Genomic DNA, 26,249 nt, shown 5'->3' on the forward strand with positions numbered 1-26,249 from the left:
TTTTATTTTTTGATGAATTTTATAGCGGCACCACCATGCTCCGCTAGGCGAACGGTGAGTGTTTTGTCCTTTGTAACCGTTTCCGATGATTTTTTAAAGGGTACGGCCGTGTCCCATTGGCGTAGGTCCGCCTCTTTATTCAGTCCTTTTAAATCAATACGTTTGGCCTCGGTATCGTCAGTAAAAATTTCTGCGATATATTCGCCATTACCTAAAAAACTACAGTCAATATGTAGTTCTTGGGTTGGTCCACTACGTAGTACACCCAAATACCAATCATTGTTCGTGCGTCTGGCTATGGCTGCCAGTTCACCAATTTTACTTTGGGGCAGCACAAAGGTCTCGTCCCAGACCGAAGGTACCGTTTTAATAAAATCCAGTGCTGGCGCAACACTCTTGGTTTTTAAAAGGAACTGGGTGTTTTCGGCAATACAGTTAAAAGGGGAGTAGAAAGTAACCAAAGTGGCCAATTGATGCGCCCATGTAGTTTCTCCGGGTTCGGTAAGACCAAGAGGGGTATAATCACCATGTCCTGTTACATATCTTGTAAAAGGTAATGCCGCATTGTGCGAAGCGGTCAAAGGGCCTTCTTTCATATGGTTTACTTCTAAACCTCGTATACCTTCACGCGTAACTTCGTTTGGATAGGTGCGATACTCGCCCGAGCTTTGTTGGCAGCCATGAAAATTGACCATCAATTGTCTTTCTGCCGCTTTTCTCAATAAGGCTTCATCAAAAGATATGATGTTTTTGCTCTGGCCGTTCATAAAATCTACCTTAACTCCAACAGCGCCTGTCTTTTTTACACTATCCAAAAAATGCCCCATTACCGCATAGTCGTCTTCAGGAAAATTGATTTCCTTGGAGTGCTTCCATACAAAAATCCCAACCCCTTTTTCTTTGGCATAGTTGGAGAGTTCTGTCACTTTAGTCCATTTATCAGGCCATCTTTCCCAGCCATCATCAACCATATTATATGAAAAGTTAAGTTCTACGGCATCATCTACCATATCATGCTCTTCTTTGTAATCTACATATTTTCCGGACCACCAGTGCCAAACAGATTTTCCGGGTTTTATCCAGTTGCTGTCTGCAAATAACTTAGGGTCGGGAGCAGGGTTTAATGAGGCTACCATGGTATTGTTAGCCAAATCGTTTAAAGTGTCCGCCAATAGAATACAGCGCCATGGTGTGGTTACATTACCTGTAACATCAAAACCGGCATCACCTTCTTCAAAATTGGCCTTAAAGGTGTTGTTACCAGTTGCTTCCAAACGCATACCGCTATAATTATAAAGTGCGGCTTCGGCCAATAAAGCATAACCTCCTTGCGGAAATTCGCAAGTAAGCGTTAAGCCTTGAATGGGCCCCATCTTAGAAACCGTTGGCATTTCGGAAATATCAGCGGAAAGCCATTCGCCTGCGTGAGATTTTAATTTCCAGTCGCTATCGCGCTCAAAGTACCAAACTTTGGTCTGGCTCGGTATTTTAAAGCTACTTTCTTCGCCCTGAACATGTTGTGTGCCTTGTCCGGAAACCACATAACGGTAAGCTATCCCTTCATTGGAAAGTTGAAACTCTAATTTCCAGTCGGTTCCATCTGTCTCTGAAACTTTGTAGCTATATACATCTCCTTTGTACGAGGCCTCACTTTTTATTCCGTTTAGTGGAAATTGGGTTTGTATTTCTTTTTGCTCTAGAAGAGTTATCTCCACATTTTTTCCAAGGAGCTTATCGTTTACTTTAATACCCAAAAGAGAGGTGTCTAAAACTACCTTCTTTTTTTTGGTGACTAGGAACGCTAGTTGACCATTTGTAGCGGTAAACAAAGAAACATCCGTAGTGCCGTGGCTTAAGGTTTTATTTTTTTTATCATCTTCTGTAGTGGTCTTACAAGAAAAAACCACAAGTAAGAAAGCAAAAAATAAAGAGGATTTGTAGAATAGGTATTTCATTTTGTATTGCTGTTTTTTTAGTTTTTTTCAATTATTTGTGATAACCATGTTCTAACAGTTTCCCGTTCCTTTAGCTCGTACAAAGGCCATGAATTGGTATGGTTTCTAATGGGGATATCCAGAAAAGTAAAGTTTCCTTTTATTCCCGATTGGGCAATGTAGTTTTTTGTTTCTCTTGTTCCTTGACCTTCGGCGCAAATAAATTGGGGTCTTCCGTTAAGTCGTTTCAATCTTTCAATGGCCGATGCCTTATCGGAATTGGGGTAGTCCCATGTTTTTAGACCATCGTAATGTGAATTAACGATGAAGGCTTTCCACAAATTTGAAATTTCATTGTCATGAAGCCCTATATAATTTACGGCGATGGCTCCCCTTGAAAATCCAGATAGAATAAGGTTAGAGGCATCACCTCCAAATTTGTTGCAAACTTCGTTTACAACATCTATACAGTATCTTTTTGTGGCTTCAATATTGCCCCACCACCATTTTTGGTTTTCTTGGCCATTGGTGCTAATAAAGGGCATACTCACCCAAATAAAATCTTTGCCTTCGCTTAGTCCGTACCCCAAATTGCAACCGTCTACCTGGCCTGTTGAAACATCTCCGTAAGCACTTGTGTAAGGTCCGTTGCCCGGAAATTCTATAATGACAGGGTATTTTTCACCTTCCTTATAGTCGGTAGGCAAGTAAACTAAATGGTAAACATCTGTGTTTTGATACGAGGCCAAGGTTTGCCTTACCCGTTTACCGGCTTTGGGTTTGTCTTCCGTTATTTTGGGAACAAACAGGTCTTGGTGAAAAGAACTGATATCCGGCAATTGGGCAACGGCATCTTTCTGGGACGCTACTTGAGTAGTGCCTAGAATAAGAAAAATACAGATTCCAGTTACCTTTTTCATTTTATGGAATTAGTTGTAAACCGATATTTTGAAAACAGAAACCGGTATGTGAGCTTCTTTTTTGTTGAACTCAAAGACCAATGAATTGGTGGAAATAGCTTCATCCAATTCAATGGTATTTATGGCCTGATGGTTTCCAGTGACTTCCTTTAGGAGATTTCCGGAAGCATCTTTAACGGTATAATCGGCCACTACAAAAGGAATAACGTCTTCCGGATGCCCCATAAGCGTAGTTTCCAAAGCGTGGTCATAATCGCAGTCAAAAAAGAGTTTTACGGTTTTAATAGCAACATTATCGTTCCATTTTAAGTGTAATGTGGGTTTTTCGTCCTCAATTTTGGCAACCCATGCATTGGTGTTTCCGTTTGAATTGGGTCTAACTTCTCCGTTTTTAATATTATCTACCTCAAAAATGGGCAAATTCTTTGTCATCTTGAGGGCAATATTTTTTCCTTTAGGACGTCGCTCAGGAGTCCAGAACTCAAAACTATCGATATTAATATCCGCTGGAGGGTCTTGTCTTCCAAAATTGGACACCGCTTTGTTTATTTTATTTTCAACGGTCATTAAGCCTGTAATGCGCTCATCTGAAAGACGTACTTTCACCTTTTCGTTTTTCATAAGACAGAAGAAAGAGTAGTGGTCCTGCGTTTGTGTCCTTGAAGTTGAAAAAGTAATTTTCTGCTTCCCTTTAGTTAAATTGACCTCTTTTTTATCAATGATTACATCTGGTGTAAAATGGGTACAGGCTGAACTGCTCTTAAGTTGAATTTCCAAGGTGGTGGCTTCTAAAGCATCCACTTCAAATTCAAAGCTATAGGTTTCATTAGCCTTAAGAGGAACCATTTGGGCCAACCCGAATTTTAATACCTGCCAATCATCTGAAGCGGCAAAGCCTGAAAATGCTAAAGTAGAACTAGCCTCTATGTTGGCTTTAACTGCTAAGTCTTCGGTATCTTTTAAGGATAACCGGGGAATACTTTGCCCATTTCTGTTCAGGGCCAGTTGTAGTGTTTCAATTTTGTCCTTGGAAGCGATATCCCTTGGCAATAATCCTTCATTTGTACAGAGCACGGCAGCTTCACCTACTGCTTGCGCCCCGTGTGCACAGGTAAGCATTACCCTTGATGAACCAAAGGCAACATGACTGGCGCTTATAATCCTGCCAGCAAGAAAAAGGTTGTCTATGTTTTTAGAGTAATAACAACGGTAAGGAATGGAATATACGCCTTTACCATGCCACTGCGTACATGAGTTGTGTTTACTGTAAATACCATCGGCGGGATGTAAATCCATGGCCCAACCTCCAAAGGAAACCGCATCATAATAATCACGTTGTTCCACAATGTCTTTTTGGGTAAGCATAAAATCGCCTTCAAAACGGCGACTTTCCCGCTTACCGGGAATAGTTCCTACCCATTCTAAGGTAAGGTTTGCGGCTTCGGGATATTTACCGCTGTTCTTTACGTAGTCCCAAATACCATAGACCACTTTCCAAAGTTCAAATTTTATGTCCTCGGATTGGTGAATGGTGTCCAAACGTCCACCGTGCTCTACCCACCATAATTTACAACCATGGTCACCCAATTGAAAGTTCTTGATTCGCGGAAGTTCATCTGCATTTTTTATAGCAAAAGAGGGCGCGGTGTAGGATATAGGTTTACCTACGTCTTTGGTATAGAAGTAAAGCGAATGCCCTAAAAGATTACCATAATCCTCAATGTTAGGAGCAAAACCTTCATCAAATTCTTCTCGGGTTTCGGCACCCATACGGAATGAAGCTCCTGCCATAAAAGCAACAATGCCATCACCGGAAGCATCACAAAATAGAGGGGCTTTTGCTGTGTAGGTGGTGGAGTTTTGACTACAAAAAGCGGTAACCGCTTTTATCTTTTCATCTTCACCTTTTTCAACATCATATACGGCTGTATTTAGCAATAAAGTAATGTTTTTTTCTTCATATACTTTTTCGAGCAGTACGGTGTCAAAAATTAGTGGATTCCCTTCCTTGTTCCGTTTAAGGTTATCCAAAAGAATTTCATTGATCAAACCGCCTTCTCGGCTCCATCGGTTATTGTTTCCCATATGAGAGGTGGCCCCCAAACTCCAAAGACGAACTTCAGAAGAGGCGTTGCCCCCAAGTACAGGACGATCTTGAAGAAGTATTACTTTTAGACCCGAACGGGCAGCCGTAATTGCGGCACAGACACCTGAAAGACCGCCTCCAACTACAACAAGATCTCCTTGTAGAGGTACGGTTTTAGTGATTCTTTTTTGGGAACTATAGGCTTCTGAAATCATATAATGTAATTTGTACTTTAGTGTTTAGATTGGGTATTTTTTATTTGGAACGTGCTGTAGTAGTTTTAAAGATGATATAACTACCTAGTAACAAGACTAAGGTTCCCATGCCCCCTACCAAGAGTGCACCAGTTTTAGCAATGAACGATAAAATTAAAATCATTAGACCTGTTAGCGCCACACCTATGCCGATGACGCGCGTTCCTTTTTTGTTTCCGGCAGATGCTTCTTCTTCCGTCTCGGAAATTTTTTCAGCTACTATAAGTTGATAGTTATCATATTGTTCGGTCTCTTTTTTCTGGGTACGCGCATATATTTCAAATGCTGCTAAGAGTACTACGGGAATACCCATGCCAAACCCCATTTCTTGGGCCCTGTCAAACGAAAAGTTAAGAAGGGTAGGGGCTAAAAATTTAAAAAAGGCGTTGATGGCCAAGGTAATGACCGTAACAATTAAAGCGCTCTTTCCAGTCTGGTACTTACTAAACAAGGCCCACATAGGAGGTAAGAACATGGCTCCTCCCGTAATGGCTGCCAAGCTCATAACTACTTCAACAATGCCTCCCATATATGGAACGAGAAGAGCAATTAGAATCGTAAGTATACCTAACAATATGGTAGCGGTCCTACCTACTTTTACCAATTTATCTCCGTCCGCGTTGGGTCTAAAATGTTTGTAAACATCATTGGCCAGAACACCAGCCGAGATATTTAAGGTTGTGTTTACAGAGCTTGAGGTGGCAAAAATCATTCCGCCTAACATTAAACCTAGCATTCCAACTGGCAGTACTTCCTTGCACATTAATAAATAAGCTCCTTCATCAGCCAAGCCACCTAGTTCCGGATTAAGGATTCTATAGGCCATTGGAGGTAACATCCAAATTAAGGGACTGACCAAGTAGAGACCACCAAAAAGCCATCCTACTTTTTTAGCATCCTTAGGAGTGGCAACACTTGTATAGCGTTGAACATAGGCCCAGTTACCAGCAATAAAGAAAAGGTTATATAAGCCAAAGGCAATCATAAAACCCCAAGTGTATTCCTCGTTAACCAGATTAAAAAAATTCTCGGGTGCTTTTGAAACAAAGTTGTCTATGCCTCCAATTTTATCCAGCGAAAGCGGAACTACGATTAAAACAGCTGCAGTAAGCACCACAAACTGTAGAACGTCCGTAACGATTACCGCCCACAGACCGCCAACAGCTGTGTAAATCAAGATTAGGATACCGAGCGCAATAATGCTGGTGTGGATAGGGAAACCTGTAGATACCTCCACAATCTTAGCTACCGGATACAGGAAGGCACCGGTGGTAAAGATGGATATCAATAAGAACAGATAGGTGTAAATTTTTTGTGTATTGTAACCTAAACGGTCCGTAATGAATTCGGCCGCGGTAAGTGCTTTTGTTTTTTGCCATTTAGGGGCAATGAAAAAGCCGATAAGCACGCCGGCAATGCACATAGTGGTCTGTATGGTAATGGCTACCCAACCACTGGAATAGGCTATGGAGCCCCATACGACAAAAGTACCTGCCGAAAAGAAACTCATAAAGAGCGAAAGGCCGCTCATCCACCAGGGTAGTGCTCCCCCTGCCGCAAAAAAAGATTTCATGTTTTTGCCGGATTTAGAAAAACTTAATCCGCATACAAATACAAGCAGTGTAAAAAGTAATATTACCGTGATATCTATTTTGCCCATTCTTGTTTTTATGAATATACTATTATTCTTGTTTTTGTATTGAATAAATAGGGGATAAACTTGTACCCCCTATTTTTAAAAAACTAACAAAAACAAACTCAAAATTCTCTTCTAATAACCGGGGTTTTGTGTTACAATATTTTCGGTAGCATCAATTTCGGCTTGTGGTATAGGCCATAAGTAATGTTTTCCAGCATCAAATACCCTCTTTTCCAGTTCCCTATAGTCCAAGTTTCCTAGTTCAACCCTAGGTTGGGTGGGCGCACCGGTGTAATCTATATGACCGTCATCATCAATATTTGGTACGAAACCTAAATCTCCTATTTTGCTAAATCCGTTTGCGGGACCGCCCAAAAGTGTTGTGTTCAATACTTTTTCGGCAATTCTCCATCGTTTAATATCAAACAATCTTAAGCCCTCATCGGCAAACTCAACTTTACGTTCCCTTCTAACAATTTTTCTAAGCTCTGCCTGATCGGTAGTGGATACAGCCGGAAAAGGCACCTCACTATTGGTATACGCTCTTTCGCGTACTGCATTAATAGCGTTCAGAACACTACCGTCTATGGAGCCACCTTCAATTTTTGCTTCGGCATAATTAAGAAGAACTTCGGCATATCTCAATAAATAAATGGTCTGCTCGGATTGTAACGGACTTGGTCCACCGGACAAAGAACCCAATAGTCTTGGGGCATCCGAGAATTTTTTCCAGAAATAACCACTGAAAGCGGTAAAACGGTTAGCACCTCCGGTAACGTATTCCGTACCGTCATAGGGGTCTACTATGGCTCGCCCTGCTGGGTTGGCAGAATTTGGGTTGAATACACGCTCTACTTTAACACCGTCCTCTATTCGCCATGTGGCAATACTATCACTATGTTGTTGAATAATATGGCCTGTCCAAACTCTGTTGGGTAGGGCGATAGTTGCTTCCAATCTTGGATCTCGATTTTCAAACGGATTGGCAGGGTCGTATTCCGGGTCCTCATCAATAGGTAGTCCGTTTATGGTCTCATAACTGTCTACCGTTTGTTGAGCAGGTACTAGTTGGCACCATCCGCCAAATCTACTGCCTTGTCTTTGTGATAGGCCGTGGGTTTTTGTTCCGTTTATATAAGAAAGGTCGAATAAAACTTCGGACGAACCTACACCGGCATCTGTAAATAAAGCCTCGTAATCTGGGTACAATGAAGGCGTTTCAGGCGAATTCATGACTTTAAGAGCGGCACTTTCCGCTAATTCATAATCCTCATTATAAAGTGCGATACGTGAAATAAGTGCGTTTGCCGCGTTTGCCGATGCACGACCTCTCTCCGTAGCCGGTTGCGTAGGAGGGAGTATGGCAGCAGCTTCCTGCAAATCAGATATAATACTTGCTACAATTTCAGCTTTTGGAGTTCTGGCTACTATTTCTAGTTCTTCCAAAGAAGTTACTTCAGTTCTAAAAGGAACGTCTCCGTAAAGTTCCGTTAGGTAACTATAGAAAAGCGAACGTAGAAAAAGGGCTTCCGCCTTAATTTGCTCAAAACGGTTAGGATCCGATGCATCTACTGCTTTGTCCATATTGGTCAATAGGTTGTTGGCGCGTTGCACTCCCGTATAGAAATTATTCCAAAAACCATTTACAAGGCCTTCAGTAGAAGTGAGCCCTCCTGTAGTTGACGCAATGGTTCCGCCCACATTACCTCTATTGAAAGCGTAATCTGTGGTATGATCCAATAATTGCGGAAAAGGAACCGCATTTACATAATTTAATTGCTCGTAAACTCCGGTAAGGGCAACCTCTAGTTGCGCTTCCGTTCTAAAGAAGGTTGCATCGGTAGGGCTTCCGGGGTCTTCCAGATTAAGAACATTGTCTTCACAGGACCCTAAAATCAGAAGGCCCACGCTTAAGATGATATATTTTATATTTTTCATTGTATTGTAGTTATGCTGTTAGAATGTTACGTTTAGCCCCATGGTAAAAACCTTGGTTACGGGATAAAAATCTCCTGAAGAAAATTGGGGTGTTAAAGGATCTATTCCTTCTGGCATGTTGTCCCAAGTGGCCAAGTTTTGCCCGGAGACATATATTCTAGCATTTGTAATGCTGAACTTATCAACGAAATCTCTAGGAAGTTTGTAGCCCAGAGTTACGTTTCTTAATCGTACATAAGAAGCATCGTGCATCCAGGTTTCGTTTACACGCCAGTTAGGGTGTGAACTTCCAGGTGTTAACCTTGGGTATTCTGCACCTGTATTGTTCGGGGTCCAGTAATCGCCTTGCCATTCTTGGATTTTACCGGCATTGTAGAAAGCCCAACCGGCATCACCTTGCAATACTACATCACGCCCTCCTGCCCCTAATAGGGAAACGGAAAGGTCTAGACCTTTGTACGCAGAGAAAAGTTCAAGGCCCCAGTTTTTAGTGGTAATGTTACTACCTATAATGGTACGATCATCATTCGTAATCGCTCCATCTGGAACACCGTCCGGTCCTGAAATATCGGCATATTTGATATCTCCTGCCTGAATGGCTCCAAAACCTGGAACAGGTAGGTTGCCGCTTAAGTTTCCATCTGTATCAAAATCACTTTCTTGATAAAGTCCGTCTACTTTAAGTCCGTATATAGCACCTATTTCCTCGCCAACTCTATTTATTGTATTTCCAGGAGGCAATTGGTCCAATCCTCCCAAATCTTTGATTTCATTATCAAAACCGGAATAGTTAAGGTTGATGCCATATCTAAAATCTTCACCTATCATATCGTTCCATCCAATTGAAATGTCATAACCTGTATTCCATACCTCACCGGCATTTTGAACCGGAGCGTCAAGACCAACGGAAGTTGGAATGGTAACCCCTAACAAAATATCCTTGGTTTTACGTACATAATACTCACCGGTTACTGAAAGTTTACTGTTAAAAAGTTTGGCGTCAAAACCTATGTTTTGGGTTTCTCCTGTTTCCCAACGCAATTGTGAGTTGGCCAATACGGTCTGGGCGCCACCTACAACAGGTGTACCACCTAAAACAGCATTGGCATTACCCAACCCGAATAATGAGGTATATGGGAAATTGACTTCTTGTGCCACGGCAGAACCGTCGGAACCTTGAATTACATCACCATTATTGTCCGTTTGATTATTGGAATAGATGAACTGGTTGCCTAATTGCCCCCATGAAGCCCTGAATTTTAGAAAATTAAGAGTTTCACTGTCCTGTAAAAATTTCTCTTCGGAAACTACCCATCCCACGGAAAACGAAGGAAATGTTGCTGAACGGAAACCTTCTGCAAAACGCGAGGAAGCATCCCTTCTCACATTGGCCTCAAGAAGATATTTGTCTTTAAAAGAGTAGTTAACTCTACCAAAAACAGATTCTAGACCATTAAGTGTAGAACTACCACTGTTTAATTGTGTATCCGGTAGACCGTTATCCAATCCGCGGAATTCATCCAAAACAAATCCTCTTCTACTTGCCGTCCATACTTCTGAATTGAACTTCAAAAATTCGTAACCACCTAAGACGGATATGTTATGATCTCCAAATTCCTTGCCCCAATTGGCCACGGCATTGAAGTTATCTTGAAAAGTGGTAAAAGTCTCTTTGAACAAAGAGCTTTCGCCAACGCCACCGCCAACTGTTGTAATGGCAGGTCCGCCAGAACCTTCGTAATAGGTATATCCCGCTCTAAAATCATCTCTGTCCCTGTCAAAAAATTGAGGGGCATAGGTAGCCGAAACTGAGAAATTATTGAAAGGACGGTACGTTACCTTTGCTAATGCCCTAAAGTAATTGGATATAGTTTCGTCCTGAGCGCTAGAATTTGCTAGTGCAATTGGGTTACTTCCTCCAAAACCAGAACCATAGGTTCCGTCATCGTTAAACGCGATAAATAGAGGTTGCAAACGATAAGCCGAACGGGTAAGGTTGTTTAGTCTTGCTGGCTGACTTTTTATCTCTCTTCTGAAGTTAAGGTCAAAAGCAAGGTCTAACTTTTTGTTTATAGCGTAATCTAAATTGAACCTACCATTGTATCTTTTAAAATTAAAGTTGGGCACATTTCCCTCTTGATCGGTATAGGATATGGAACTTGATACTTTTAATTTTTCCGAACCACCACGAACAGAAAGACTGTGGTATTGTTGTAGAGCGGCAGAGTTAAAAAGAAGATCAACCCAATCCGTATCCGGTAAGGCTTCCGTACCTACACCGTTACCTGAACGGTATTGGTTTAAGGTTTCTTCTGAAAATGCTCCTGGCTCCGCACTATTAAAGGCTTCCATATAACCTAACGCATCCATGAACTTTAAGTTTTGCGCTACGCTTTGGATACCCACATATGTATTATAGGTAGTTGAAATTTTACCTTCTTTACCTCTTTTGGTAGTAATAAGAATTACCCCATTTGCAGCACGTGAACCGTATATGGCCGCTGCCGAGGCATCTTTTAGAACGGAAATGGATTCAATGTCACTGGGATCTAATCCGTTGATGTCATCCGGGATACCATCTACCAAAATCAAAGGATTGTTTTTAGCACCGTTTCCTAAGGTACCAACACCACGAATTCTAATTGCGGCACCATCCGCGCCGGGCTGGCCACTAGACTGGGTAGCGGTAAGACCGGGAACAAGACCTGCCAAGGCCTGAGAGGCTTGGGCAACAGGTTGCTTTGCTATTTCTTCCGCTTTTACCGTTTCTACGGAACCGGTTAGATTAACCGCTTTTTGGGTTCCGTAACCTACTACCACAACTTCATCTAGTTGTGAAGCTTCTTCAGCCATAGTTACATTTAAGGTAGTTTGACCGTTAACCGCTTTTTCAACGGTGCCATAACCAATAGAACTGAAAATCAGGGAGGCATTTTCTGAAATTTCAATAGTAAAATTACCGTCGAAATCTGCCACAACACCATTAGTTGTTCCTTTTTCAACAATATTGGCGGCGGGTATGGGGACACCCTGTTCATCACTTACGGTACCTGATACCGTAATTTGTGCCGATATTTCGCAAAGTGCGAAAATCGATAGGAGAAAGAATAAGACTGCTTTTTTCATAAGCTTCGGTTTTTGTTGAGAGGTGAATAGTGAGTTATTTAGTTTAAACCCTACTAGTTTTAAGTCTAGTCTGGTCTAGTCTGTTTAACAAATAAATAACATTATTATATATTTGCCAAATCTTTTTTGCTAAATGTTGAATTTGAAGGGGTAACAAATGACATTCTCTTAAATATCTTGATGTTTCATAAGATTTTTCCTTCTAAAAAAGAGGATGGTAAAAGACTGTTAGGCTGATTTTGTCTAATTTAGAATCTGTAAAATCGATTTTAATTTTGAAAAGTGGGGCGGATTATTAAAAATGGAGCTGCAGAATAGATAATTTTGGTTTTAGTATTTTTGCGTTTTCCCAAATTGACAAGAAAGAACGGATGGTAAAGCTTAGTATAGAAAAGAATTCAAAAAAGCCTAAATATCTTCTGCTAGCAGATAGTATTATTTCGCAAATTGAACAAAAACAACTGGTTCTTGATGAAAGGCTACCCTCAGTAAACAAGCTTTCTGCCCATTTTAACTTTAGCCGTGAAACGGTTTTTAAGGCGTTAAACTACCTTAGTGAGAAAGGCATTGTACGCGCTGTAGATAAAATAGGCTATTTTGTAAACGATCTTTCTGTAGAGACAGAATTTAAAGTATTCTTTTTACTGGATAAGTTCACACCGTTTAAAGAGGATCTATACAATTCACTCATCTCAAATTTAGGGGAGAATGTAAAGGTTCGCTTGTATTTCCATCACCAGAATATTGAACTTTTTGCTTCGCTAATTTTGGATAACCTTAAGAACTATACCCACTTTGTGGTTACTACTTACATTGAGGATGCAAAATCTGTACAAAAGGTACTGAACAAAGTTCCACCGGAAAAATTGATTATTCTAGATAAATACGAACCCAATGTAAACGACGGGTACGGAATGGTTTTTCAGGATTTTGAAAATGATATTTTTAATCTGTTAACGGAGCATATCCATTTGGTGAACAAGTACGAGAGGTTGGTACTTTTTAATCGTAAAAATGCCCCTCATGGGGATTTTGTACAAAAAGGTTTTGAGCGGTTTTGCAGCAAAAACGATTTTAAAAGCGAGGTATACTATAATTTTTCATCCGATTATTTTGAAGAAGGTACACTTTACGTAACCATTGATGCCTATGATAGGGATATGGTAGAGATTATAAAATTAGCGCGAAAATCCAATTGGAAACTAGGTAAGGAAATAGGACTTATCAGTTATAACGATACCAGTACCAAAGAGATATTGGATGGTGGTATATCCGTTATTAGTACCGATTTTAAGAAAATGGGCGAGGAAGCCGCTAAAATGATTTTGGAAGGCAGACGCGAACATAAGAGTAATGAAACCCAACTTATTTTAAGGAGTTCACTTTAATCCAGTTACATGAGCTGGGCAAAAACTTTCTTTCGCTGTACGGCATAATACCAGAAAAGTAAAGAAATAAGAATAGTAAGAACGGCACCTCCCATATAGGCAACGTTATTCTCCAATTGAAATCCTTCTGGTGCTATAAGAATGTAAGTGGAACAGACCATGGTCATGAACACAGCTGGGATTAGGGTTATCCAATACAATTTGTTCTCATAAATTAGATATGCGGTTATCGTCCATAATACCACGGTAGCCAGAGTTTGGTTGCTCCAGGCAAAATAGCGCCATATAATACCAAAATCCATTTGGGTAAGCGCAAAAGCTACTATAAACAGCGGAATACTGATATAGAGTCGGTTTTTAATCTTCTTTTGGTCCGTTTTGAAAATATCGGACAGAATGAGTCGCGCCGAACGGAAAGCGGTATCACCCGAGGTAATTGGAGCCGCAACAATACCCAGTAGTGCCAATACGCCACCTAATTTGCCCAACATGTTCATTGATATTTCATTGGCCGCCCATGCCGCATTGTTTCCATTGGCTAACATGGCATCGTTAAGTCCGCCAACATCACCAAAAAAGGTCATAGCGGCAGCGGCCCATATAAGGGCAACTACGCCTTCGGTAATCATTGTGCCAAAGAATATACTTCTTCCCAATTTTTCGTTTTGCATACAACGAGCCATTAAAGGTGATTGGGTAGCATGAAATCCGGATATAGCGCCGCAGGCAATGGTCACAAAAAGAATAGGGAAAAGGGGAGTGGCTTCGGGGTCGGAAGTCATATTGGTTAGATTGGCGGGCACCAATTCAGGAATAGCATAATCACCAAAAAACAATGCAATTACCAGCCCAAGGGCCATAAGAAGCATAGCTATTCCAAAAACAGGGTAGATTTTACCGATCATTTTATCTATGGGCAAAAGCGTGGATAGAATATAATAGGCGAGGATTATACCGACCCAAATCCATAAGTTCCACATATTGCCTGTCATACCATCAATAATCTTGGCCGGCCCCATGAGGAATACCGTACCCACAAAAATGAGTAGAATAACAGTGAAAAAACGCATCAGGTGTTTCATTTTTGGTCCTAGATAGATACCAACAATTTCGCTAATGCTCAGTCCGTTATGGCGTACGGATAACATACCTGAAAAATAATCGTGAACGGCACCGGCAAAAATACTGCCCAATACAATCCATAAAAATGCGGCCGGACCGAACATGGCACCGGCAATTGCTCCAAAAATTGGACCTAAGCCTGCTATATTTAAAAATTGAATGAGGAATATACGCCAAGCGGGTAGGGGCATGAAATCAATATCGTCCCGGAGCCTAACTGCTGGTGTTTCTCTCTTTGTGTCTGCACCAAAAATTTTCTCAACTAGTTTTCCGTAGGTATAATACCCTAGTACCAACACAAGAACAGAAATAATAAACGAAATCATAAAATGTAGGTTTTATTTGGTACGATTAGCTATTGTCTTCCAAAAACTGAGCAACAAGATATGCATTCTTCTCTTTGGTAGATGCTGCAAACCGTTCTAGATTTTTTAGAATATCCGGTGAAAGTTTCTTTTTGCTTTCAAGATTCGCCAAATATTTAAGTAGTTGATTCTTAGTTAGCACCCCTAATTGTGTGGAAATATCCTTTATGGTCGTATCCGAAGCAAAATCTATATGTTGTAGCAAAAGGCTTCGGGTGTTGATGTCAATATGAGGGAGTGCATCCCAAAAAGGTTGCATGGTAGAGGGCGACTGCGAAAAGGAATGCGATAAATTTTTAATAATGTATGATCGAACCAATGGAATACCGGATTTAAAGAGTTCCGATATTCTTGAAAATTGAGCTTTATATTGTTCTTGATTTAGATTTTCCAGGGCATACATTTGATAATTGGTATGGTCACTATTCAGCATACGAACCAACATACTTTCATTTTGTTGTTGAACGGTATGAGCCTTAATTTGCTCCTTAATTTTACCATGAACCAAGTGCCAGGCTACATAGCAGGAATAGAGTGCTCCCGAAACAACGGATTCTTTTACCTCTTTTACAGTAGCACCGGACAGGGCATCTACACCCTCTATTTTTGAAGGTTTAGGTTTGGTAACCAACTCATCTATAGCTCTTCTTTTTAAGATGGAATTGTGGTCTTTCAACAAATCGTGAAGTTTCCAATAATCGGAGAAGAGGAACTCATCATGATCATGTTTGGTTAACGGTTCTTGGGGAGAACGGTCAAAACCGGCATAATCACCTAAAAGTGTCCAATACAAGGTAATGTGCATGAACTTGCAATCTCCATCTGCACAAACCGGTGTAATAATATTGGAGGCGTACAGGACAGGTGCTCCCGCATTATCCCTAAATAGGTTTACTTTTTGGGCTCCCACGGAATCGGTAACAATTTCCAATGGAGTTTCCGAAATGTAAAGAGCCGTATTGGGTTTCCAATCCAAGACAAAAAATTCCGGATTAGCTTCTAAAACGGTTTTATCAGAGGTATTGGGCAATGCAATAGCCGACCCGAATTGTGCTTTACATAAGTGGGTAAAAAGTAACAGGAAGACTAATGCAATGGGTCTCATTTTTTAGAAGTAGGAATTTTTTCATATTTCTGATCTTCTATCAAATTTAAATACTCTTCTAGATATCCGGTATAAATTTCACGGGGCAGAACTTCGTATTTTTTACAAAGCGAGGCAGCATAACCTACGGCAGCACCCATTTGCCCGGTAGTGAGCATAACCCTTGGACCTCCAAGCCCAGCGTGAGAGCAACTGAAATTACGCCCGGCCATAAACAGGTTCTTAATGTTTTTGGAGTATAGACTTCTATACGGAATATAGTACTGGGGACCTCTGTAGAATAAAGCTTCCGAAATAAAATCGGGATTGCTCTCATCCTCAAGAACGGTTTGGTAATGTACATCTACGGCTCTTTTTTCTATAACTACGCCATCTGGGAATTTTCTTCCTTCTTTGGCATCGTTAAAAGTAAAAATGTGGTCGCCTACTAATCTTCTGGATTCTCGTTTTCCTACCAAATACGAAACCCACTCCAATTTTCTGTTTTTGTTTACTTCGTCTTTTTTGGCATTGGAAAATGATCCGTAAATGGCTCGTAACATATGATCCCGTATTTCTTCGGCATCATCAATCTGACTCAAATCGTTTCTACTAAACTCCCACTGCCATTCGCCATTAACTTCGGCATAATCTTTAGATACGGGCATGGCCCAAGGTACTTCTGGAAAACTCTGAGGACTGTCCGTGTCTTTAGATCCCCAAAGAACGGAAGAACCCATAACGGCATTATCCGCTTCTTTCGGGCTCCATAGTTCCCCATGCTCTTCCCAGTATTCGCCATAGGTATCAACGCTTTCACGGCCGTACGAGAATTCGGCGCCAGCCCAGAAACCTATCCAACCATCACCTGTAGAATCTACAAAATAGGGAGCGGTAAACCGTTTTCTTTCTCCCGTAAAAGTTTGTCTTGCATCTACATATTTTACGCTATTTTCTTCAGAAATAGCATCATAAGCACGCCAGTTAAGGAATAAATCTATATTGTCATAACTCTTAACATTTTCATCCCTTTTTTGTTGATCAAGTTTAGATTCTGCCGAACCATTAGGGTAATGTTTGGTATCTATTTTTTTAAGAATGCGCTCAAAGTTTCCGTAGATACCTTCTGTATGCACTCTGATCTCCTCACTTGCGTTACCTCCTAAAACGGGACGGTCATGGATTAAGGCAACTTTTAGCCCTTGTTCAGCGCCGGCGATGGCCGCTGCACAACCTGCTAGTCCGCCACCCACAACTACTAAGTCATAGGTTTTTAACTCTTTGGGAGCATTAGGCTGGGCCGTAATTTCTTGACGCCAAGCTGCCAACTTTTTTGTGGATGAGGGAGGCGTATCTTTTTTGGTTGAAAAATAAATGGCATCACAACGCCCATTAAAGCCTGTAAGGTCTTTCAATTCAATAGAAGTGGCTTTCTTTTTGTTTATTTTGGTCTGTCCGGCATATTGCCAACCCCAACCGGAGCGTGTTCCCAAGACCGTGTCCAATATAGTTTCACCTACTTTTAATTGAAATCTTCCCGGAGCTTCCCATTCACCGGGAACCCAGTTCATGGTGCGTACCCAGACATGGTAATTACCAGATTTTTTAAAATTAACCTCTGTTAATGCATTTTCTACAGGCTTGCCCATACCATGTGCATTTAGGTAAGGTGAACCCATTTGCTCTACAAATTGTGGATCTACTACCCAACCTCCAGGGTTATCAAAACTTTCTGCCTCTACAAGTACGTCTTGCGATAAGCCATAGAACGTGCTAAAGATTACAAATAATAGGGAAAATACATTTTTCATAGTGGTGTTATTAAATCTAGTACGGTCTAGTATGGTTTCGGCAAATATATAAAATTATTTTTAATCTAATTATTTAGTCCGTAATAAGTGATGTTAATATATTTTGATGTGATATTTTGAGTATTTGATAGTGAGGCTGATTGTGCTTACGTATAAAAAAAATCCCCGAGGGTATACCAAGGGGATTTAGAAAATGCCTAAAAGGTGGTATCTAGTACCATTCGCTCAACACAAAACTATTGAGCCAAACCGCTTTTCCGTCCAGACCTTTAAAAACAAAACGCACCTTGTTTTTACCATCTGATTCAAAATGGATATTGGTAGGATGAAATGGTGTAGTCTGCATATTTTCACCATCGGTAACTATAATATTCCCTTGGGTTGAGGAACCCTTTGTATCTTTTACAGTAACGCTAAGCTCTTTGGCGTACGGAATCTTATAGATTTTATAAGTTGACATTTTTTCTTGATTGGGATCCATACTATCCGTATTGGTCCTTGGAGCATGATGAACCGTATTCAACTTATATTTTCCCTTTTTCAATCCGGAAAATTCTAAGGTAAGTCCTTCTTTTGACACGCCTAGGACACCTTCGCCATGTGCAAATCCGTATTTACCAATAACATTTATTTCACCCAGCCAACGGGTTGAGCTAGGGTCCTCATTACTTTGAACTGTGGCGGAAAAACCTCCAAATTCTTTAAATTCTTTTGTAGAGGCTGTATTGTCCTTGCCGTTCCAAGGCGTCCAGTCAAACTGTACGAGTTGTTCCTCTTCGCCTAAATCAACCCGGAGCGTTTCAAAATCATATATGGGTTTGGCATTTGTGGCTATCACATCAAAGTTGGCTCTTACGGTCCCAACCGTTGCAGAGGCTGTTTTTAGTCCTTTGGACTTAGCCGTTATGACTATATTTCCAGGCGTATTTCCAGCCCTGATCAGAACAGGTGCCACCCCATATTCTGTGGGCATAGGGTTGGAGCCTATCCCTTCTTTGTCTCCTATAATTTCGGCATCTCCCCTTACCGAAAACTCAACGGACAAGGCGGCATCAGGAAGTAGGGTCCCGTTTTTATCCACAACTTTGGCGTAGGCTACCAAAATATCGGAACCATCTGCAACAAATTTTCGGCCTTCCGTATCCGGTTCCAGAATAAGCCTATAGGCCGCTTCCGGGGTCTGCTTGGTTTCAGTAACAACCACTTTGCCGTTAAGTAGGCCGTTTGCCGTAAGCTTTCCTTTTTGGAATTCGGGAATGGAAAATACGAAAGGGGCATGTTCTAAATATTTATACTTATCCGCTTTAGAAGGGTGTTGCGTTGCAATGATCTTACCGTTCACTTTTAATTCTACTTTTTCAGAATTGCTGAATACAACTACTTCTTTGGTACCTTCCTTCCATTCGGTATTAATATATAGATAAGGATAATTAGTTAGTTCAGCAGGATACCAAGCCAAATTTTCTTCTGGACGCGGATAGCGAAAAGCGGTCATAAAACCACCTCGACTTCTATTTTTAGGGGTTTTGGTAGGGTGAAAAGTGTAGTAGGCGTGGGCGGTCCATGATATGAGTCCCAATTTCATTGGGTTGTTCATATATTCATTAACAGCCTCGGGACCACGGCGACCTTCCATTGCCAGCATAGGTTCATCACCACTCCAATAATAGGGGCCATATACCATTTGCCCGTAAATGTCCGTAAGACCGGAAGTTTGCCAACCTGTCCATCTACTACTTTGCGAAGCAGTGTATCTAAAAGGGTCTTCTTGTTTAATTACGTTATGGGCCCTTGGAACATAACCTCGGTGATTGATACCGGCTCCCCAGATAAATACAGAGGTATGGTTTCTATGATTTCTGACCATGGCTCTAGCCGATTTTTCATAATTATCAAACCAAGCTTCGTTTCCTATAGACATCCATGTAGGGGCTTCTTCATAGACCAACATTCCTAATTCATCACAGGCCTTGAGCAAAGAATTGTCATGCGGATAATGTGCGGTACGAACCACGTTCATTCCCAATTTTTTTAATTGAAGTATGTCTTTATAGTGCAATGAATTGGGCATGGCATCACCTATAAAGCCATAGTGTTGATGTAAATTGGTGCCAATGAGTTTTAAAGGCTTTCCGTTTAACACGATGCCGTCATGATCATTCATTTCAATTTTACGGAAACCTGTTTTGACTTCGGCTTGGTCTACGGGCTGATCATCGTCAAAAATCAAAGTATTTACACGGTACAAATTGGGTTCGTCGGTAGACCATAGTTTTAGATTGTCTTCTATACTTCCTATAAGATTAAACTGAACGTCCGCTCCGCTAGGAATCGTTTTGGTCTGCTTCAACTTTAATACAACCAGTCCGTTCTCATCTATAAGCCTGTTTAAAACAGTAGTCTTTTTAGGTTCCCCATTTTCATTGCGAACCGTGGTTTTAATGTTAATGGTGGCGTTAAAGTTAACCGGGTCTACGGTTGGTGTAGTAATGTATTGACCTGCGTTTTCGGCCTCCCAATTAAAAGTAATGTGCAACGGATTGGTTTCTACCAAGTACACATCACGATATAGACCGGCAAACTTAATATAGTCCATTGGTCCTGGGTCTGGTGGAACGTCTTCTCGTTTTCTATTATCGGCCAAAACGGTAACTAGATTTCTCTCTCCTCGATTTACAAAATCGGTAATATCAAAATGAAAAGGTGTGTATCCTCCAACGGCATGCTGACCAATGTGTTTGCCGTTTACCCAAACATCCGTTACTTGGTGGACGCCTTCAAACTCCAGAAATACTTTGGTGTTCGTATTTTTGGATACTTCTATTTCCTTTCGGTACCAACCTACTTTTCTCATGAATGTATCTTGGTACTTATCATCTTGTGCACCGTTGAGGTCCATGGTAGTAAGTTCCAACCCGTGAGGTACGTTAACCGTTTCCCATTTGGAATCGTCCGTTGCCAATGTATAGAAATCGGCATCGGGGTCGCCTAAATGGAATTTCCATCCTTGATTTATATTAAGTTTGGTACGATCTGTTTTTTCAAAGCCTTCTGGTAAAGTTGTTTGTTGTGCATGAGCTGCTAGATGAAATAGCAGTATTAAGAGTATTTTTTTTACTATTTGTAAAGTACGCATTAGGTATAATTTTATTGAGTTTATTTTTCGTTTTCCAGTTCCTCTATCGTCCAATAGTCTTCACGGTCTTTTATGCTTCTTCTCACATTACCGACCTTCCAAGCAGGAACACCACTTTCGTTATTCAAGTGCATTCTTATGTAGGTGACGACACTAGCAATGTATTCATCGTCTTGTTGTTTCATGCCCGCCATAACACCGGAATATTCTTTGCCATCAACAGGTCCTGTAAGTCCATTGAGAAGAATTTTTACGGGGATATCCCATTTTTTAGCCGTTACTCGTGGAGAACCCACCAATGAAGGGGCCATGCCCTCAATCCCCTTTCCGTTAATACCATGGCAAGAAGCGCATAAGTTTTTGAAATGGGTATATCCGTTAACAATTCTATTTCGGGTATTGCTACTCTCAAGAACATATTGCTTTTTAATCTGTTCAATTTCTAAAGGAACTTCCTTTAAGCTTTCTTCACCAATATTTGCAATTGCTTCGTTGTTGGGGTTGGCAGCTATAATTTCAGAAATAGTTTCGTTTCCTTTTTTGTCTTTAGTAGACCGTAACGAAAGTACCACCTGCTGTAAGACCTCAGGATTTTTATCGCTTTTTAAAGTTTCAACAGCGTTAAGAACAGTCGTGTCACCAGATGCCAAAAATGGTTCGCTTAAACGTACCGCTGCCATGCGTATCCGGGCATCTTCATCTTGCAAAGCATCCAAAACCAAAGTTTTATCAATAGCATCAAGACCGTCTAGCGTCCAAATGGCATGAAGCCTGCCCAAAGCATAATCCGTATCGCCAAACATTGAACCTATAAAGGGGGCTCCGCCAGTTACAATATCCTTTAAATCCGAAACTATGGATTTGTCCTGTTTAAGTACCAGAAGTTTTTGGGCCGTAAGTCTATACCAACCGTTAGGATGATGCAAGTAATCTACTAGTTCATTAGAGGTTTTGTGCAATAAATCTTCTTGTTTGGAAGGAGCTATTTCATCATGTACTATTCTATAAATTCTACCTTTCCCAATATTCTTGTCAAAACCTTTTCGTTCTACCACAGGACGTAAAAAGCTTCCTTTTCTTACCCAGTTCCCTTCTTGAATAATGCCACGGTACATATCTACTACGTATAAGCAACCGTCGGGACCTGTTTGGGTATCTACAGGCCTAAAGTTGGTATCTGTGGATGCCAGGAATTCTGTTTCCCCGTAAGGGTTGGACAATACCTTCTTACCATTAACCATATTTACTTTTGCACGACGAATTAAACGTCCTACGGGCTCAGGAATAAAAAGGTCTCCGTACATGGGCAGTTTATCTCCCAAAAAGATAGATTGGCCACAACTGGCCGTAAAATGGTTTAAAGTGCCGTCTTCACGCAATCTTCTGAGTCCGCCCTGTACGTCTGGAGTTCCAATGATGGGCCATACTTTCTCAAAACCTTCTTCCCATTTCCCTTCCATTTCCAAGGTGCCATAATAAGGATGTTGTTGGTAACCTAGAGCGGGAGTTTCCCCACCTGCGCTAGAATAATAAATTTGACCCACTTCATCCTGTGTCATACCCCATTGTCCGGAAGGCGCATCCCTTAACGTATCAATTTCCATTTCACCTTTGGTAAAACGGTAGCGTAAGGAACCGTTGGATAAATAAAGATAATTGTCCAAACCCCATATCATGGTAGCGGATTGATGCTCCAGATTGGCATTGTCCCTTTTGTTGTTCTCAAGTACTAGCTTCTTTTCATCAGCTACGTTATCACCATCGGTATCCCTATAACTATAAAGGCTACGGTTGTATGTTTCACCAATAAGAACACGGTCATCCAAAGGGAGTATAATCCTTGGGAGAATTAAGCTATCTACAAAAACTGTGCTTTTGTCCATTTTTCCATCACCATCAATATCCTCAAGAACCGAAACCCTGCTCCATGGCTCGTTTTCATCTGTACCGTCTATGTCTTGCATGTAGGTAATCATTTCAGCAACATAGAGTTTACCATCCGGACCCCAAGCAATTGTTACAGGTTCGTTGATCATAGGCTCACTAGCCACTAGTTCCATATGATAACCTTCGGGTAAATGCATGGTTTTCATACTTTCTTCAGGAGACATAAAAACAACAGGTGGGTCTTTTACGAGTGTTGGTTTGGTATAAATAACATCTGCGTAGACCGGTTTTTCTTTTTTACAACTGCCAAGGGTGAATAGTATAAGGGCAGAAGTAACAAAGAGACTTTTTTGTATCGTAGAACGATTTGGTAACTGGTAAAATAATTGATTCATATTCGGTTTTTGGCGTTTGTTTGTTGTTCGTTTTTGGTTAAAACTGCAATATTGGATGGTAAGAGTGATTGTTCGTAAAAATAATCATAGCACCCTATTGAAGTTGTTACAAATGATCATATGCCTATATCATATGTGCTTTTTAATGCTTTCTAATTTTCTAAACCGAAATGACACAGCAATTGGTGTGAAAAATTAGTTAAGAGTTATTTTGAAAACGTTGGCAGATTCATCTAGTGTAACTTCGTTCAATTTTAGTTCTAGACCCTTTTCATCATGATTGAATTGAACAGGTTTGTTCGTGCTCAAATGAACGACTTTTTGAATATCATCTTTGCGAAGTTTAAAACTTGAATTCAAGGATTTTATCAAGAGGTCACCATTCGGCTTACCCAAACAGGTGGCGTAAAGGTTGTTTCCGTTTACAGTAAACCGGATGTCTTCTTTTGTGTATTGTACCTGAGCAAAATGATTGTTGTGATGGTAGGTATAGTTGCCTTCATCAATATCAGTAGGTCCTTCACCATAAATAAACCAAGGTGCCGTGTTATAAACAGCTTCACCATTCTTTTCTAACCATTTGCCCATCTGTGTTAGGTTTTGGACTACTTCGGCAGGAAAAGTACCGTCTGACTTTGGAGGGATGTTTAATAAAAGGACCCCATTTTTACTAATAACATCCATCAACATATCTACCAATTCATTGGTAGAACGCATAGGAATGCCTTCTCTGTAAAACCAACCATGTGTTGGGAAATCTGGCGGTACGGTCATATCCATATCGGTCATCCAAACATCATAAGCAGTTTCGGTAAGAATACCATTTTCTAAATCTCGCATACCTACAGAAGGTGGAATATCATTGGATTTATAAACAAATTCAACTTCTTTTTTTCTCTCTATAGATTTTTTGAAAAAGTAAGAAATAAACTCCCTTTGATATTTATCTTCGAATACGGGAGATGGCAAGGTTCCTTCACCAATAAATTTACTTTTACGAGTCACTTTTTTATTGTGAGAGCCTTTGGTGCCGCCAAAACTGGCATCCACCCAAAAAATATCTGGATCATACTTATCTACTCCCTCTTTGGCAAAATCAATCCATTCATCACCTTCAATAGAATGATAGGAAACTAAGGTTCTCATATTTCGTTTGCGGACGGCTTTAAAAACTTCGCCTACGATATCTATTTTAGGTCCAACTTTAGCCGTGTTGTAATCTGAGATATCGCTGTTCCAGTGTTTTAAATCACTACCATGCCAACCGATGACCCCACCAAATTTGGCACCAGCGGTTTCAAACAGTTTAGCCCACTCATCCGCATTAAAATTTTCACCTTTAAATTGTTTGAGCAATTGCTCATTCGTCCAATCTTCTTTTCCTTTTTCATAACTGATGGTCTGTATACCCCAGTGGCAGTATATTCCAAATTTAGCATCAACCAACCACTCTGGAGTATGGTGGTTTCTTAAGGAGTTCCAAGCTGGTTCATAGTTTTTTTCCTGAGCTTGCAAACAAGAGGGCAGGGATAACAAAATGGCTATTAAAATGAAGACTGTTTTTTTCATAATCGTTGTTTTATTTTGGTAAGTGGTTCTGGTATGTATAAGAATATTTTAAGCTAGGTAAGAGCTTGTTTATTAGTTTTTAAAAAAGAGTTGTCCCTCCATTGTTGTGTAAATCCAAGTAGGTTTTTTGCATTTCTTGAATACGTTCTGCTTGCCCTGGCTCATTAATTAAGTTTTTGTTTTTCTTCTCTTGAATGTTATCCTTCAAATTATATAATTCAATTGCTTTTAGCCCTTTTAGATTTTTCTTACTATTCGCAATCATAATTAGTTTAAAATTCCCTTCGCGAATGGCATGAAAAGGACCCTTTACATCTTGTGACCTATGCATGAGGTACTTGTGCAGTGGTTCAGTAGATTGTTCTTGAAAAATGGGCAGAAGATCAGCGGAATCTAAAATTTTATTATCATCAAGCGGGACGTTTACAATTGCTGATAATGTGGCAACCATATCTTGACCTATAATAGGCACATGGGATTCTGAATTTTCAGTAATTTTCTCTGGCCAGACCGCAACAAATGGAACACGGTGTCCTCCTTCATAGATTGATGCTTTTTTACCTGCCAATCCATTACTGGAATCATGTCCTGCCTGAGTTAAGGCTCTGTTGTGATTAAGACCACCATTGTCTGAAGTAAATACAAAGAGTGTGTTTTCATATTTGCCTGTTTTTTTGAGAGCCTTTATCATCATACCTACTTGGGCATCTAGTTCTGCAATCATATCCCCATGATTACCTAAGGTTGAACCTTTTATTTTTACTCCGTCTAGAGTTTCAGATGGGCTGTGTGGCACGTGAACGGCCTGGCTGCAGTAGTAAATAAAAAATGGATTGTCGTTCTGTTTTTTAATATACTCCACTGCTTTGTTAGCTAATATTGGGCCAGCTAATGAAGGGTTCCAATTAGAATCGCCAATACCATCACGATTACGCTTTCTGTTATCTTCATCATATTCCGTCTGTGCAAACGGAATGTGTACCAGTTTTGAATCTGATTTGAGTTTCATCCACGCGCCATTTTCATAATAGATATAAGGTTTGTTTTGAATCCCCTGAGGAAGCTCTATCGAATAATCAAAGTCGAATTTTTGGGCACCTCCTTCGGTTTTTGAATAATCATCTGGAGCACCGTTCCAAACGCCGCCCAATCCCCATTTTCCAAAAAAGGCGGTGTTATAGCCTGCCTTTTTTGCAATACGGGATAGGGTAGTGGAATCATCATCAATACCGTCATTGTTTAACGGAGACCAAACACCCCAAGGGCTATTCGTATTTCTGTAAGGATAATTACCGGTCATCATTGAATATCGGGTAGGAGCACATAAAGAAGCAGGGGAGTGGGCATCAGAAAAGCGCATACCATTTGCAATGAGTTCATCTATATTAGGTGTCGGAACCAATGGTTCTTTACCCGTTCTTTCTTTGTGATAAAAGCCGATATCTCCAATGCCGATATCATCGGCCATTAGGATTACAATATTTGGTTGTTCCTGAGCATTAAGGAAACTGCTAAGTCCTGCAAATAAAACTAGGAAGCATATTTTGTTTATCAATGAGGATGGATTCATAAGTGCTATATTTTTAAGTAGTGTT

14 protein-coding genes are annotated in these 26,249 nt (G+C 40.6%); 1 reads left to right on the forward strand and 13 read right to left on the reverse strand.

What is annotated here, in order from left to right; genetic code table 11:
- Positions 1–2: 2 nt before the first annotated feature.
- The 6 genes from KO513_RS15295 to KO513_RS15320 form a co-directional block, all read right to left on the reverse strand.
- Positions 3–1,955 (reverse strand): glycoside hydrolase family 97 protein, encoded by a 1,953-nt coding sequence (locus KO513_RS15295; RefSeq protein ID WP_215914141.1) that lies wholly within the window; start codon positions 1,953–1,955, stop codon positions 3–5.
- A 17-nt stretch (positions 1,956–1,972) separates the two neighbouring features.
- Positions 1,973–2,854: a hypothetical protein gene (locus KO513_RS15300; protein ID WP_215914142.1), complete on the reverse strand. Its 882-nt coding sequence runs from the start codon at positions 2,852–2,854 to the stop codon at positions 1,973–1,975.
- A gap of 9 nt (positions 2,855–2,863) precedes the next feature.
- On the reverse strand, positions 2,864–5,155 hold the full coding sequence (locus KO513_RS15305; RefSeq protein ID WP_215914143.1) for an FAD-dependent oxidoreductase: 2,292 nt from the start codon (positions 5,153–5,155) through the stop codon (positions 2,864–2,866).
- Between the two features lie 40 nt (positions 5,156–5,195).
- Positions 5,196–6,767 carry a sodium:solute symporter family protein gene (locus tag KO513_RS15310; protein WP_252735870.1) on the reverse strand — a complete coding sequence of 524 codons (1,572 nt, stop codon included), beginning with the start codon at positions 6,765–6,767 and terminating at the stop codon, positions 5,196–5,198.
- Between the two features lie 198 nt (positions 6,768–6,965).
- The gene (locus KO513_RS15315) at positions 6,966–8,771 is read right to left on the reverse strand and encodes a RagB/SusD family nutrient uptake outer membrane protein (RefSeq protein WP_215914145.1); all 1,806 of its coding nucleotides are present in this window, start codon (positions 8,769–8,771) and stop codon (positions 6,966–6,968) included.
- Between the two features lie 18 nt (positions 8,772–8,789).
- Positions 8,790–11,897, reverse strand: coding sequence for a SusC/RagA family TonB-linked outer membrane protein (locus tag KO513_RS15320; protein ID WP_215914146.1), 3,108 nt, complete (start codon positions 11,895–11,897; stop codon positions 8,790–8,792).
- Positions 11,898–12,268: 371 nt separating this feature from the next.
- Here KO513_RS15320 and KO513_RS15325 point away from each other — a divergent pair, with 371 nt between their 5' ends.
- A complete protein-coding gene (locus KO513_RS15325) occupies positions 12,269–13,285 on the forward strand; it encodes a GntR family transcriptional regulator (RefSeq protein WP_215914147.1) in 1,017 nt (338 codons plus the stop codon).
- A 5-nt stretch (positions 13,286–13,290) separates the two neighbouring features.
- Here KO513_RS15325 and KO513_RS15330 read toward each other — a convergent pair whose 3' ends face one another.
- The 7 genes from KO513_RS15330 to KO513_RS15360 form a co-directional block, all read right to left on the reverse strand.
- Positions 13,291–14,733, reverse strand: coding sequence for a carbon starvation CstA family protein (locus tag KO513_RS15330; RefSeq protein WP_215914148.1), 1,443 nt, complete (start codon positions 14,731–14,733; stop codon positions 13,291–13,293).
- A gap of 25 nt (positions 14,734–14,758) precedes the next feature.
- Positions 14,759–15,877, reverse strand: a complete 1,119-nt coding sequence (locus KO513_RS15335; RefSeq protein WP_215914149.1) for a hypothetical protein — start codon at positions 15,875–15,877, stop codon at positions 14,759–14,761.
- Positions 15,874–17,667: an FAD-dependent oxidoreductase gene (locus KO513_RS15340; RefSeq protein WP_215914150.1), complete on the reverse strand. Its 1,794-nt coding sequence runs from the start codon at positions 17,665–17,667 to the stop codon at positions 15,874–15,876. Before KO513_RS15340 ends, KO513_RS15335 begins: the two co-directional genes overlap by 4 nt.
- Before the next feature lie 211 nt (positions 17,668–17,878).
- Positions 17,879–20,803 carry a glycoside hydrolase family 2 protein gene (locus KO513_RS15345; protein WP_215914151.1) on the reverse strand — a complete coding sequence of 975 codons (2,925 nt, stop codon included), beginning with the start codon at positions 20,801–20,803 and terminating at the stop codon, positions 17,879–17,881.
- Positions 20,804–20,823: 20 nt separating this feature from the next.
- Complete coding sequence (locus KO513_RS15350; RefSeq protein WP_215914152.1) at positions 20,824–23,085, reverse strand: DUF7133 domain-containing protein; 2,262 nt, start codon at positions 23,083–23,085, stop codon at positions 20,824–20,826.
- Positions 23,086–23,280: 195 nt separating this feature from the next.
- Entirely contained in the window at positions 23,281–24,654 is a 1,374-nt protein-coding gene (locus KO513_RS15355; protein WP_215914153.1) for an alpha-L-fucosidase, read from the reverse strand.
- A 79-nt stretch (positions 24,655–24,733) separates the two neighbouring features.
- Positions 24,734–26,224, reverse strand: coding sequence for a sulfatase family protein (locus KO513_RS15360; RefSeq protein ID WP_215914154.1), 1,491 nt, complete (start codon positions 26,222–26,224; stop codon positions 24,734–24,736).
- Between the last annotated feature and the right edge of the window lie 25 nt (positions 26,225–26,249).

Origin of the sequence: Zobellia sp. B3R18, from assembly GCF_018860715.1 — a bacterium.
Taxonomy (GTDB): Bacteria; Bacteroidota; Bacteroidia; order Flavobacteriales; family Flavobacteriaceae; genus Zobellia; species Zobellia russellii.

What these genes read in the sequence shown, in the direction of transcription:
- KO513_RS15295 (WP_215914141.1), bottom strand. Translation starts at nt 1,955, where the DNA reads ATGAAATACCTATTCTACAAATCCTCTTTATTTTTTGCTTTCTTACTT.
- KO513_RS15300 (WP_215914142.1), bottom strand. Translation starts at nt 2,854, where the DNA reads ATGAAAAAGGTAACTGGAATCTGTATTTTTCTTATTCTAGGCACTACT.
- KO513_RS15305 (WP_215914143.1), bottom strand. Translation starts at nt 5,155, where the DNA reads ATGATTTCAGAAGCCTATAGTTCCCAAAAAAGAATCACTAAAACCGTA.
- KO513_RS15310 (WP_252735870.1), bottom strand. Translation starts at nt 6,767, where the DNA reads ATGAAATCTTTTTTTGCGGCAGGGGGAGCACTACCCTGGTGGATGAGC.
- KO513_RS15315 (WP_215914145.1), bottom strand. Translation starts at nt 8,771, where the DNA reads ATGAAAAATATAAAATATATCATCTTAAGCGTGGGCCTTCTGATTTTA.
- KO513_RS15320 (WP_215914146.1), bottom strand. Translation starts at nt 11,897, where the DNA reads ATGAAAAAAGCAGTCTTATTCTTTCTCCTATCGATTTTCGCACTTTGC.
- KO513_RS15325 (WP_215914147.1), top strand. Translation starts at nt 12,269, where the DNA reads ATGGTAAAGCTTAGTATAGAAAAGAATTCAAAAAAGCCTAAATATCTT.
- KO513_RS15330 (WP_215914148.1), bottom strand. Translation starts at nt 14,733, where the DNA reads ATGATTTCGTTTATTATTTCTGTTCTTGTGTTGGTACTAGGGTATTAT.
- KO513_RS15335 (WP_215914149.1), bottom strand. Translation starts at nt 15,877, where the DNA reads ATGAGACCCATTGCATTAGTCTTCCTGTTACTTTTTACCCACTTATGT.
- KO513_RS15340 (WP_215914150.1), bottom strand. Translation starts at nt 17,667, where the DNA reads ATGAAAAATGTATTTTCCCTATTATTTGTAATCTTTAGCACGTTCTAT.
- KO513_RS15345 (WP_215914151.1), bottom strand. Translation starts at nt 20,803, where the DNA reads ATGCGTACTTTACAAATAGTAAAAAAAATACTCTTAATACTGCTATTT.
- KO513_RS15350 (WP_215914152.1), bottom strand. Translation starts at nt 23,085, where the DNA reads ATGAATCAATTATTTTACCAGTTACCAAATCGTTCTACGATACAAAAA.
- KO513_RS15355 (WP_215914153.1), bottom strand. Translation starts at nt 24,654, where the DNA reads ATGAAAAAAACAGTCTTCATTTTAATAGCCATTTTGTTATCCCTGCCC.
- KO513_RS15360 (WP_215914154.1), bottom strand. Translation starts at nt 26,224, where the DNA reads ATGAATCCATCCTCATTGATAAACAAAATATGCTTCCTAGTTTTATTT.